The organism is Candidatus Propionivibrio aalborgensis (genome assembly GCF_900089945.1).
Taxonomy (GTDB): Bacteria; Pseudomonadota; Gammaproteobacteria; order Burkholderiales; family Rhodocyclaceae; genus Propionivibrio; species Propionivibrio aalborgensis.
This window is the reverse complement of the sequence record NZ_FLQY01000114.1, coordinates 1-12,518: the sequence shown is the minus strand read 5'-3', so window position 1 is coordinate 12,518 and position 12,518 is coordinate 1. Positions and strand designations below refer to the sequence as shown.

Genomic DNA, 12,518 nt, shown 5'->3' with positions numbered 1-12,518 from the left:
GCGAAAGACGCCCTCAGCAGTCGGCGAACGGCAAATATTGCCCATGCATACAAACAAAACTTTGATCATTGACTCACCCTCACCCGGGGCCGTGTGACAAACCTGTTCATCGCAGGCTGAGAGCGTTTCTCTCACTCACTTGAGCATCGGTTCGATTCATTCTGTACATCGCCCATATATCGACAAATCACAGCGTCCAATGGCAAATTGGCTCTGATTCAGTCCAAACACATCATTCATGCAATACAACACCAAAAAGCTGCTTCTTGATGTTGAACAATTGATCGCGCAGAATCGCCGCTTTTTCAAACTCAAGATTTCTGGCGCAGTCGGTCATCTCCTTTTCCAGGCGCTTGAGTTCCCGGGTAAGCTGCTTTTCATTCAAAAGCTTGTAGCTTGCTTGCTGTTGGCTAGCCTTGAGTTCGCGTTGTGCAATCCCGGAATCATAGATACCGTCGATAATGTCCTTGATACGCTTCGTCACCCCTTTCGGGGTGATGGCATGTGCCGCATTATAACGAATCTGTTTTTCCCGTCGACGTTCGGTTTCATTGATGGCACGGCGCATTGAGTTGGTTACACGGTCTGCGTAGAGCATGGCCGTACCATTGATATGGCGGGCCGCGCGACCGATGGTCTGGATAAGCGAGCGTTCGGAGCGCAAAAAACCTTCTTTGTCTGCATCCAGAATCGCAACCAGCGAAACTTCCGGAATATCGAGTCCTTCCCGTAAGAGATTGATGCCAACCAAAACGTCAAACTTCCCCGAACGCAGGTCACGTATTATTTCGACGCGCTCTACGGTATCGATGTCAGAGTGCAAGTAGCGCACACGCACTCCGCTCTCTCCAAGATAGTTCGTCAATTCCTCGGACATTCGCTTGGTCAGTGTCGTCACCAGAACCCGCTCGTTCTTCGCCATTCTCAACCTGATCTCCGACAGTAGATCGTCAACCTGTGTCGTTGCCGGGCGAACAATGACCACCGGATCGATCAAACCGGTCGGGCGAACGACCTGCTCAACGACTTGTCCTTGGTGAGTTTCTTCGTACTCTGAAGGCGTTGCCGAAACAAAAACTGTCTGTCGCAACATGGCCTCAAATTCCTCGAATTTTAGCGGTCGATTGTCCAGGGCCGAAGGCAATCGAAATCCGAAATTGACCAGGTTTTCCTTGCGCGAACGATCGCCCTTGTACATTGCCCCGACTTGTGGAATCGCGATATGCGATTCGTCAATGAATATCAAGGCATCGGCCATCAAGTAGTCAATCAGCGTCGGTGGAGGTTCGCCTGCCTTGCGCCCTGAAAGATAGCGCGAGTAGTTCTCGATGCCTTTGCAGAAACCCAGCTGATCAAGCATCTCGAGGTCGAACCGGGTGCGTTGCTCGATACGCTGCGCTTCGACCAGTCTATTCTCCTTGTGGAAAAACTCGACACGATCACTGAGTTCGGTTTTGATGGCCTCGACTGCTCGTAGCACCGTTGCCCGAGGCGTCACGTAGTGCGAAGAGGGAAATACCGTAAAGCGGGTGAGCTTCGTCTGCAAATGGCCAGTCAGCGGGTCGAACAACTGCAGCCCATCGATTTCGTCATCGAAGAGCGAGATACGGATAGCATGTTCGGCGTGCTCGGCGGGAAAAACATCGATAATGTCGCCGCGTACGCGGAATGTGCCGCGATGGAAATCGATCTCGTTACGCTCGTACTGCATCTCGGCCAGCCGTTTGATCACATCGCGCTGTCCCATCCGATCACCGGTGCGCATGGTGAGGATCATCTTGTGATACTCATCACGGTCACCGATGCCATAGATGCAGGAGACCGTTGCGACAATCACGCAATCGCGACGTTCGAGCAGGCTCTTTGTTGCCGAAAGACGCATCTGTTCGATGTGTTCGTTGATAGACGAATCCTTCTCGATGAACAAGTCCCGCGCCGGAACATAAGCTTCCGGCTGATAATAATCGTAGTAGGAAACAAAATACTCGATCGCATTTTCCGGAAAGAATTCGCGGAATTCCGAATAGAGTTGCGCCGCCAGCGTTTTATTCGGCGCCAGTACCAGCGCCGGGCGTCCCGTACGGGCAATGACGTTAGCCATGGTGTAGGTCTTCCCCGAACCAGTCACGCCGAGCAGAGTTTGGAAAGACAGACCGTCTGCGAGACCTTCGACCAGCTTGGCGATCGCTTCCGGCTGATCGCCAGCGGGGGAGAATGGCTGGTGCAAGCGGAAGGGACTGCCTTCAAAGCTGACCGGTGATGCGTTTTCAGGAGATTTTTGCGAATTCGACATGGTAGAATTCTACGTCGATTTTTTGCCGCTCGCCCGTTCGCTGTTTGAATGGTACCGTGTTCCGACATCCCGTCAATTGCTTGACTCGTGGCGCGAATGGAAGCTCATATTCGCAATTCTGGACGCGCCTTGTCGATCCTAACTAAAGTGCCCTGCCCATGACCTCCTCGATATTCGCTGCTGTAGAAATGGCCCCTCGCGATCCCATTCTCGGCCTGAATGAATCCTTCAACGCCGATACCCGCACGACCAAGGTCAACCTTGGTGTCGGCGTGTACTTTGACGATAGCGGCAAGATTCCACTGCTCAACGCGGTCATGGCAGCCGAAAAGAAACGCCTGGAAAGCTTGCCGGCGCGCGGCTACCTGCCAATTGAAGGTCTCGGCGTCTACAACCAGGCCGTGCAAACGCTGCTCTTCGGCAAGGACTCTGCCCTGCTGGCCGAGGGCCGGGTAGTCAGCGCCGAAGCATTGGGTGGTACCGGCGCACTCAAAGTCGGTGCCGATTACCTCAAGCGTTTGTTACCTGACGCCAAGGTGTATATCAGTGATCCAAGTTGGGAAAATCACCGCGCGCTGTTTGAATCGGCCGGATTCACGGTTGAGTCTTACCCTTACTACGATGCAATGACCCATGGCGTAAATTTCGATGCCATGAAAGCCGGACTGAAAACACTACCTGCCGATTCCATTGTCGTGCTGCACGCGTGCTGCCATAACCCGACGGGGGCCGACCTGACCGAAACTCAGTGGCGTGAAACAATTGAGGTGATTCGTGCGCGTGGACTGGTCGCGTTCATCGACATGGCCTATCAAGGTTTTTCCGACGGTATTGCTGAAGACGCACTTGCGCTAAATCTGTTTGCTGCGTCAGGCTTGCAGTTTTTCGTATCCAGTTCGTTCTCCAAGTCTTTCTCTCTCTATGGAGAGCGTGTCGGCGCCTTGTCGATAGTTACTGCATCGAAGGACGAATCCGCGCGCGTGATGTCGCAAATCAAGCGAGTGATCCGTACCAATTACTCCAACCCGCCAACCCACGGAGCTGCTGTAGTTGCGGCAGTTCTGTCGAGCCCCGAATTGCGCCAGATCTGGGAGGACGACCTGGCTGTCATGCGTAACCGTATCCGCACGATGCGGGGCAACCTGGTCGAGAAGCTGAAAGTCAAGGCCGCTGCGCGGGACTTTTCCTTCGTCATCAAACAGCGGGGTATGTTCTCATACACGGGGCTGTCAGCCGACCAGGTAGCTCGCCTGCAAAGCGAGTACGGAATATACGCCGTCAGCTCCGGTCGAATCTGTCTGGCGGCTCTGAATTCAAGGAACATCGATTACGTAGCTGATGCCATTGCTGCTGTACTTTGAATTGGTATGCCGTCGAGTAAGATGCGGCGATAGCACTGACTCCGTGGGCTCCGTTGTTCTTTGCCGCACTCACCGACCCCGGCCGGTTCATCAGCTCCTGCCGACCTTGACGATGGGGGTTCCAAGTGGTCCGCTGATGGAAAGGGGTACCCGCGTCTGATTCACTGTTCCCTGCATTTGCAGTTCAATCATGCCGCTGATTTCAAGACCCTTGCTTACATCGATATACCCGACCGATTGCATCAAGCCTGATTTCAGAACCAATCCCGTGAATTGATACTTCGTCGGCGACAGCTTGATCCTCCCGGTTAAGCTCTCGAACAATGTTAGGCCTCCTTGCACAGAAGCTTTTGAAACACGTCGCACAGCTTCCGCCAGGTCAACGCCCCGGACACTTCCTCGATGCATCGCAAACTCACCATTTGCTTCGATTGCTGAAAATATCGATGCCCACGAATCGGCTGTTGCAGAAAAACGTATCTTTCCAGCAGTCTCGCCCGTAAACTGCTCGCCTATCCCCAGTGCACTTCCGAATCGGGTGGCGTTAATCCGTTCAAATGAGACTTCGCCGACGATGCTCGGATTTGTTTCAGAGCGTAACAGCGCGCCGCCTCTTACAACGCCGTCAAAGACATACAACTCCATATCGCTAATCGTGAATTCCCCATTCTTATACGCTCCCGTCAGATTGATCGAGTCGAACAGGTAGTGCGAACCTTTCGACGGACGCCAGCCAAAGCCTTCCAGGACAACGCCGAACCCCTGCGCCATTGGCGTGGCCTTGAGGTTCAAGCTACGATCCGGTGAGCGTAGCGACAGGAACTGGAACAAACCATTCGCTGACAATGTGGCTTCTCCCTCCATCTCGGAAAAACCGAGGCCGCGATATGTGATATGCACATTTTCCAAGCCAACCCGTTCGACACCCGCTCTGGCAGTGGGCTTGGCCAACGCTTCAAAGACACCGGGCACGCCGGCCAAGCGCTCAACAGGAAGTTCAACACCGTCCAATACGACCTCCCGAAAGATTATCTTGGACGCAAAGAGTGTGCCGACCGCTGGCCGAAGTTGTACTTCAGCAACCCGAATCTCGTCTTTCCCGGCACCGATGTGTACGTCACGGAGAAACAATCCGGGTTTAGGAAGGAAGTCCACCCGCATAAGCCCCACCTTGACCGGTCGCCCGCTTGCCTGTGTGAAAGCATTCTCGACCTCGGGCAAATAACTGTCGTAAGGGAAGAAGAAAAGCGTCAAAAAAGCGAGCGCAAACGTCCCAACAACCCCAAGAAACAATTTCAATGGCCAACGCATCGGCTCACCGGAGCCTCGTCGTATCGGCTTTATCGAAACATCATCGTCAGAACTTGAACTCACACTCTGTGAAAAGGATTGGATGCGATCTGCAATAGACGGTCTGGGTTCCTCGCAACTCTTTGGTTGTATCTCCGATATTTCTTCCGTTCCTTTCGGGACAACAACAGCAGCATAATTCTCTTCAGGCTGCTCCACGGGCACGTCCAAGGATTCAAATGAGGCAACAGCCGGTCGCGATATCGAAGCATCGCTATCTGGAGTAACTGAAGTCTGAAGCTCAAGATCGGTAGGCAAGGCAACATCCGGCACAGAAGGTTCTGCACCAGTTGTGCTGCCAGGTGCAGAAAGCTGTCTTGACTTGTCCAATGCTGCAGTAAGAATCTCATAGGCAAGATTTGTACTTTCGGCTGTCTCGGCTGTCTCGGTTGTGAATGAATCCTGCACGATTCGCGGTTCTACAAAACCCCCTCTTTCCAACTCGCCCAAGGCGTATTCTGTGAGCTGCGGATTGCCTGTTTTGAGACACAAATCGGCAACTGTCGATTTCCCGTCGACAAGGATCAGAACCATACGAACATTTCGCTGCATGACCCGTGTTCGCTTCTTCATGGCCTCCTCACCGGAGGCTGTTTTGGCGTAGATGAGATTAGAATCCATTTGCTGGTAACGTATTGACGAATGATTTGTGAGTGTCTAGAATGCGCCCTTCTTTGTTCCTCGATAGCTCAGTTGGTAGAGCGCCGGACTGTTAATCCGTAGGTCCCTGGTTCGAGCCCAGGTCGAGGAGCCAGAAAATTCCATGCCTCGCAGGTTTCTCGACCTGCGGGGTTTTTTGTCTTTTGGGCCATAGCCCTACCACGTTCATTCTTATTCCAAACAATTTTCAGCCTCCCTATAACTGAGCAAATACTCAGTTCGTTTTCAGAGCCCATCTTTCCCACCTTGGCAAGCTCAGGGACTTTACCTGAATTCCGCGCAAAATACTTGCCGTGCGATTTCATTCTCCCCTTTGACGCAACCCCTAAAAAGTTGACCTGCCAGGTTCTCGATGCATTCGTATCGACACGATTTCGCAAGTAAGCTATCGGCGCGGTGAATATATCTCGCGCCCTGCTTCCTTGATATCGCGCCGCAACTGCCGCCGCTCTTCAGGAGAAAGACGTTGCGAACGTTTCCCTTCGCCATCTCTATCAGTATGACTATAGGATTGCGTGGTTTCTCGTTGATCACGCGACTGTTGTTGGCGTTGCCCTCTGCCCTGTGGGTTTCCTGCATTTGCCAGTGGCATCGCAAGCGCCAACACAATCATCGCCAACAGACAATTTACCATCCGTTTGAAAATAACCATCACACCTCGTTTTGCTCCATCCTGACACCTGCGAAGTACTTCAATTTGGTCAACTCCCCGTACTGAACTGATCAGTTCGTGCACCAGTTGGTCAACACGACGCCATCTACGTTTCGCGATCAACAATATGCCTCGATGATCATAGCCCAGAAGTTTCACCACGCCGCATTCTGCACTCCTTCAATGACACACGATACCTCCCCTCCTTACCGGTTATTTCTCGATAGGGTGCAAGCCAGTTGTAACAAGGATTCACACATAATTTCGCGCTTTGTAAATCTTTGTTTCCGAAGGGTCAAACAGCATGGTTTCCACACATCTGGAGCTTGAGAATTACTTGCACTCAGCACCCGCCTTTCCCACACAGAGCGCTTTCCGGTTACGATTCGCGTATGCCTGAACGAAAAATTCTCGTCGTAGACGACGACAAAAGACTGCGCGATCTATTGCAGCGTTATCTCACTGAGCAGGGTTTTGTTGTCAGGACAGCCGACAATGCCGATGCGATGGACAAATCGCTGACACGCGACACCTTTGACTTGATCGTACTGGATCTTATGCTGCCGGGCGAGGACGGCCTTTCGATCTGCCGCCGTCTGCGTACCAGCGAACCGCAACAGGCCATCATTATGCTCACCGCCAAGGGTGATGAGATTGACCGCATCGTTGGCCTCGAAATGGGTGCTGACGACTATCTGCCCAAACCATTCAACCCCCGTGAGCTGGTCGCCCGCATTCAGGCGGTTCTGCGCAGACAAACGAAGGTCGTGCCGGGTGCGCCCACCGCCGAAGACAAAACCATCACCTTTGGCGACGTCGAGGTTGATCTGGCGACCAGAACGCTGAAAAGGAATGCTGAGATGCTACCACTCACGACAGGTGAGTTCGCCGTACTCAGGGTTATGCTCGAACATCCGCGTCAGCCGCTCTCACGTGATCGTCTAATGACTCTCGCACGAGGTCGCGAGCAGGGTCCCTTCGACCGCGCAATAGATGTCCAGATATCGCGCCTGCGCAAGCTGGTTGAACCTGACCCGACTGTTCCAAGGTATCTGCAAACCGTCTGGGGCTTCGGCTACGTCTTCATACCTGACGGCCACGGCCAAACAACATAACAGGTCTCGAGGCGCTACTTGTGACGCTTCTCGATAAACTGGTTCCGCGCACGCTGCTTGTCCGTACATTCCTGCTCGTCAGCTTGTTGATCTTCGTTTGTGTCGCATCCTGGCTAACGCTCTATGCACTGGCTGAAAGAGAGCCGCGGGCGCGTCAATTGGCGCAGCTTGCTGTAAGCGTCGTCAATCTGACCAATGCCGCCCTTGTTGCGGCCGACCCCGACAAACGATTGAATCTGTTACGCGATCTGGCCGAGAGCGAAGGCGTCCGTCTTTATCCAGCCGAACCCACAGATCGAGTCAAAGCACTCCCTGATACATTCTTCTTTCGTACCATGTTCGAAACCGTCAGATCGGAGCTGGGACCGACAACACGCTTTGCTGGTTCAGTCAACGGACAACGTGGCATCTGGGTCAGCTTTTCGATTGACGACAGCGACGAGGATATCTACTGGCTGATGTTGCCAGGCGATCATGCCAAGAACGACTATCCGTGGCACTGGCTGAGTTGGGGAAGCGTTTCGCTGGCGCTGGCGCTCCTGGTCGCCTGGCTGATCGTATCGCGTGTGACCCGGCCCTTGCGTGCACTCGTCGACGCAGCGCGAGAAGTTGGTAGGGGCAGACATCCCGAACCCATTTCCGAACGCGGCGCAGTCGAATTGCAACAGCTCGCGGAAGCCTTCAACCGCATGTCACGAGACCTGAAGCGAATCGAAACCGAGCGTTCTGGAGTCCTGGCCGGCATCTCGCACGACTTGCGAACACCCCTGGCACGCTTGCGGCTTGAAGCTGAATTGTCAATCCATGATGGTTCTGCCAGACAAGCCGTTATTGACGATATCGAGCAACTGGATACCATCATTGCTCAATTCCTCGACTACGCTCGTGGCGATAGCCAGGAACACGCGGTATTGACCGATGTCAATGCATTGGTAGACCAGACCATCGGCGCAATGAGCCGCTCAAAGCCAACTGCTCAAATCACACTGGGAGAGGTGCCTGCGTCGATGATCCGTCCGCGAGCACTGGTGCGGGCACTCGTCAATCTCCTCGAAAACGCCCGCAAGTATGGCAGCGAACCCATCGCTGTTGAAACCCGCGTCGACCATGGTGAAGTTTTGATCGATTTTCTCGATCGGGGCCCCGGCATACCCGAAACAGAATTCGAACGCGTGAAACGTCCCTTTACCCGCCTTGAAAATGCTCGCACTGACGCCGGCGGCACCGGACTTGGACTGGCGATTGTCGAGCGGATTGCACGCCTGCACGAGGGCAAACTCGAGCTCCTGACAAGGGATGGCGGCGGATTGATTGCACGTCTGCGGCTGCCCTTGGTACTGGCAGCACAAAACGATCCAGAAAATAAAAAGGCCAGCTCATAAGAGCTGGCCTTTGCCACATCGCGACCCTGCTATTGGCCGATCGCTGCCTGAGCCGCCGCCAGACGCGCAATCGGCACCCGGAACGGCGAGCAGCTCACATAATCGAGCCCGACCCGATGGAAGAAGTCGATCGATGCCGGATCGCCACCGTGTTCGCCACAGACACCGAGCTTGATGCCAGGACGTGCGGCGCGGCCTTTTTCGACCGCCATCTTGACCAGCAGGCCAACACCCTTCTGATCGATCGACTGGAACGGATCCTGCTCGTACATACCATCCTTCAGGTAGTCGGGCAGGAACTTGCCGATGTCGTCACGTGAGAAACCAAGCGTCATCTGGGTCAGGTCGTTGGTACCGAACGAGAAGAATTCCGCTTGCTTGCCAATGCTATCGGCGACCAGTGCGCCACGCGGCGTTTCGATCATCGTGCCGAGCAAATAATTCATGTGCGTACCGCGCTCGGCAAAGACGACCTCGATCGTGTCACGAATGACCTTGGCCTGCGCGTTGAATTCACGCACCGTACCGACCAGCGGCACCATGATTTCGACGCGGACGTCGACGCCCTTGGCCTTGGTGTTCAGCGCTGCCTCGATGATTGCCCGGGACTGCATTTCCGTAATCTCCGGGTAGCTGATGCCGAGACGGCAGCCGCGATGGCCCATCATCGGGTTCGCTTCGTGCAGGTCGTCCACGCGATGCTTGATCTCATCGTACGAGATTCCCATTTCTGCCGCCATCGCGCGCTGATTGGCTTCGTCGTGCGGCAGGAATTCGTGCAGCGGTGGATCGAGCAGGCGGATAGTGACCGGTAAACCAGCCATTTCGACGAACAAGCCCTCGAAATCGCCGCGCTGCATCGGCAGCAACTTGGCCAGTGCGCTGCGACGGCCGGCTTCGTCCTGCGCCAGGATCATTTCGCGGACCGACTTGATCCGATCGCCTTCAAAGAACATATGCTCGGTACGGCACAGTCCGATGCCAACGGCGCCGAAATTACGCGCCACCTTGGCGTCCTCAGGGGAATCCGCATTGGCTCGGATGGCCAGGCGCTTGTAGCGATCGGCGAGTTCCATCAGCTTGCCGAAGTCACCCGACAATTCGGCGTCCTTGGTTGGCACCTTGCCTTCGTAGACCTTGCCCGTCGAACCGTCAAGCGAGATCCAGTCGCCCTCGTTGTACACGACACCCTCGATGGTCATCGTGCGCGCTTTCGGATCGACGCGAACGGAGCCGGCGCCGGAAACGCAGCACTTACCCATGCCGCGCGCCACCACAGCGGCGTGCGAAGTCATGCCACCGCGGGCCGTCAGAATACCCTTGGCGACGACCATACCACGCAAGTCTTCCGGCGAAGTTTCCTGGCGAACCAGAATAACGTCCTTGCCCTTGGCAACCCAAGCCTCAGCTTCGTCGGCGAAGAAAACGACCTGGCCGGTTGCTGCGCCAGGCGATGCCGGCAGTCCGCCGGCGATCAGGCGCGCCTTTTTGACCGCCTGACCATCAAAAACGGGGTGAAGCAGCTCGTTCAGACGATCAGCACCGACTCGCAGCAGCGCAGTCTTTTCGTCGATCAGACCCTGTGCCAGCATTTCCATCGAGGTACGGACCAAGGCCGCGCCCGTGCGCTTCGCCGAACGCGTCTGCAGCATCCAGAGTTTGCCTTCCTGGATGGTGAATTCGATGTCCTGCATGTCCTTGTAGTGATTCTCCAGCGCCGTCTCGGTCTTGAGCAGTTGCTGATAAATCTCGGGCATGATCTCTTCGAGCGACGGGTATTTAGTGCGACGATCAAGTTCGCTCACTTGCGCAAGATCCGCCCAACGGGTCGAGCCTTCGAGCGTGATCTGCTGCGGCGTGCGGATGCCGGCCACCACGTCTTCGCCTTGCGCATTGATCAGGAATTCGCCGTTGAAGATGTCTTCGCCTGAAGCTGCATCGCGGGTGAAGGCGACGCCGGTACCGCTGTTCTGCCCAAGATTGCCGAATACCATCGACTGCACATTGACGGCGGTTCCCCAGGAACCCGGGATGTCGTTCATCTGGCGATAGAACACGGCACGATCATTGTTCCAGCTCTGGAACACGGCCATGACCGAACCCCACAACTGCTCCCAAGGATCATTCGGGAACTCGCGTCCAAGACGGCTCTTGATCATGCCCTTGAACGCGGCAACCATCTCTTTCAAGTCGTTGACGTCGAGGTCGGTGTCGAGCTCCACGCCCTTCTTTTCCTTAAGCTCATCAATGATGGCTTCAAAGGGATCATGATCTTCCTTTGACTCGGGTTTCAGGCCCATGACCACATCGCCGTACATCTGGATGAAACGGCGGTAGGAGTCCCATGCGAAACGTTCGTTGCCGGATTTATTGGCCAGACCCTCAACCGCCTCGTCATTGAGACCCAGATTGAGAATCGTGTCCATCATGCCGGGCATCGAGGCACGCGATCCGGAGCGCACCGAGACCAGCAAGGGGTCGGCGGCATCGCCGAATTTCTTGCCCATTTCCTTTTCGAGGAAGGCTACGCCCTGCCTTACCTCGGCGTCGAGCAGCTTTTGGATGCTCTCGGCACCCTTTTCGGTATAGACCGTGCAAGCTTCGGTACTGATCGTGAGGCCTGGTGGCACCGAGATTCCCAAGCGACACATTTCTGCGAGATTGGCACCTTTGCCACCCAGCAGATTCTTCATATCGGCCGAGCCTTCGGTCTTCGAAGCGCCAAAAACGTAAACGAACTTATTCGACATATTGACCTCACTAAAACGGAAAAATTAAAAAGTACGACGTGAACGGTCCACGCATTTTTGAAATATTTATCTGACCGAACGGAGAGAGTTGATAGTTTATTAGGACAAACCTTACGCTCTTGACCCGCAACTATACCAAGGATCAAGGAGTCGTCCCAATTTTGTTGACTTCGGCAAGCGACCCAAAAGCCTTTACCTGAAAATTACTGAATTCTGAGCAAACAAACCGAATCCATTGAAAACCCGTCGTGACCCAAGAACAATGGCCCATAAAGAAGTGGGAACCTTCATTCATTGAGCTCGATCAAGACCACTGCGTCTGCAGAAACCCCTTCCCCGCGCCCGACAAACCCCAAGCGTTCGGCAGTCTTCGCCTTGATGTTAACCCGGCCCTCAGGTAGCAGCAAATCACTGGCAATGTTGCTGACCATCTGCGGAAGATGTGGCCACATCTTCGGGCGCTGCACATTGATCGTCGAATCGACGTTGACAATGCGCCAGCCGGCCTGGGCGAGCAATTGCCCGGTGCAACGCAATAGCACTCGGCTGTCAACACCGCGATAGCGCTCGTCGCTATCGGGGAAATGCCGACCGATATCGCCCAGCCCCGCCGCGCCAAGCAACGCATCGATGATTGCGTGCAGCAGCACGTCAGCATCGGAATGGCCGAGCAGCCCGTACTCATAGGGAATCTCCACGCCGCCAATGATCAGCTTCCGGCCGAGGACCAGCGCATGAATGTCGCACCCCTGGCCAACGCGAATCATGAGTTCCTATCCTGAAGGATAAGCTTCGCCAGCTGAATATCGGCCGGGAACGTGACCTTGAGATTGGTCGCGTCGGCGCGCACCAGGCGCGGTCTGAGACCGGTGGCCTCGACGGCACCGGCCTCATCGGTTACTTCGATGTTTCCGGCCAGAGCCTTGCGCAGTACACCGTAGCGAAACATCTGCGG

General features: G+C 54.9%; 10 protein-coding genes and 1 tRNA gene. 4 read left to right on the top strand and 7 right to left on the bottom strand.

The window, feature by feature from the left end; all coding sequences use genetic code 11:
• Together PROAA_RS07240 and uvrB are read right to left on the bottom strand one after the other, a co-directional pair.
• Positions 1-69, bottom strand: a 69-nt coding sequence (locus PROAA_RS07240) for an arsenate reductase/protein-tyrosine-phosphatase family protein (RefSeq protein WP_483771109.1), incomplete at its 3' end; no start/stop codon positions are given.
• A gap of 163 nt (positions 70-232) precedes the next feature.
• Positions 233-2,293 (bottom strand): excinuclease ABC subunit UvrB, encoded by a 2,061-nt coding sequence (gene uvrB, locus PROAA_RS07235; protein ID WP_186410704.1) that lies wholly within the window; start codon positions 2,291-2,293, stop codon positions 233-235.
• A 158-nt stretch (positions 2,294-2,451) separates the two neighbouring features.
• Between uvrB and PROAA_RS07230 the strand changes: the two genes are divergently transcribed.
• Positions 2,452-3,654 (top strand): amino acid aminotransferase, encoded by a 1,203-nt coding sequence (locus tag PROAA_RS07230; RefSeq protein WP_186410703.1) that lies wholly within the window; start codon positions 2,452-2,454, stop codon positions 3,652-3,654.
• A 90-nt stretch (positions 3,655-3,744) separates the two neighbouring features.
• On the opposite strand, the gene PROAA_RS07225 is transcribed toward PROAA_RS07230, so the two are convergent.
• Complete coding sequence (locus PROAA_RS07225; RefSeq protein ID WP_222102145.1) at positions 3,745-5,625, bottom strand: AsmA family protein; 1,881 nt, start codon at positions 5,623-5,625, stop codon at positions 3,745-3,747.
• A gap of 57 nt (positions 5,626-5,682) precedes the next feature.
• Between PROAA_RS07225 and PROAA_RS07220 the strand changes: the two genes are divergently transcribed.
• Positions 5,683-5,758: transfer RNA gene (locus tag PROAA_RS07220), tRNA-Asn, on the top strand.
• A 291-nt stretch (positions 5,759-6,049) separates the two neighbouring features.
• Here PROAA_RS07220 and PROAA_RS07215 read toward each other — a convergent pair.
• Entirely contained in the window at positions 6,050-6,478 is a 429-nt protein-coding gene (locus PROAA_RS07215) for a hypothetical protein (protein WP_222102144.1), read from the bottom strand.
• A gap of 230 nt (positions 6,479-6,708) precedes the next feature.
• Here PROAA_RS07215 and ompR point away from each other — a divergent pair, with 230 nt between their 5' ends.
• A complete protein-coding gene (gene ompR / locus PROAA_RS07210) occupies positions 6,709-7,431 on the top strand; it encodes an osmolarity response regulator transcription factor OmpR (RefSeq protein WP_186410700.1) in 723 nt (240 codons plus the stop codon).
• Between the two features lie 20 nt (positions 7,432-7,451).
• Positions 7,452-8,813 (top strand): sensor histidine kinase, encoded by a 1,362-nt coding sequence (locus tag PROAA_RS07205; protein ID WP_186410699.1) that lies wholly within the window; start codon positions 7,452-7,454, stop codon positions 8,811-8,813.
• Positions 8,814-8,842: 29 nt separating this feature from the next.
• On the opposite strand, the gene ppdK is transcribed toward PROAA_RS07205, so the two are convergent.
• From ppdK to PROAA_RS07190, 3 genes are all read right to left on the bottom strand, one after another.
• On the bottom strand, positions 8,843-11,563 hold the full coding sequence (gene ppdK, locus PROAA_RS07200) for a pyruvate, phosphate dikinase (RefSeq protein WP_186410698.1): 2,721 nt from the start codon (positions 11,561-11,563) through the stop codon (positions 8,843-8,845).
• 287 nt (positions 11,564-11,850) lie between these two features.
• Positions 11,851-12,330, bottom strand: a complete 480-nt coding sequence (gene ispF / locus PROAA_RS07195; protein ID WP_186410697.1) for a 2-C-methyl-D-erythritol 2,4-cyclodiphosphate synthase — start codon at positions 12,328-12,330, stop codon at positions 11,851-11,853.
• On the bottom strand, positions 12,327-12,518 hold a 192-nt coding region (locus PROAA_RS07190; protein ID WP_186410696.1), incomplete at its 5' end, for an IspD/TarI family cytidylyltransferase. The genes ispF and PROAA_RS07190, both read right to left, overlap by 4 nt.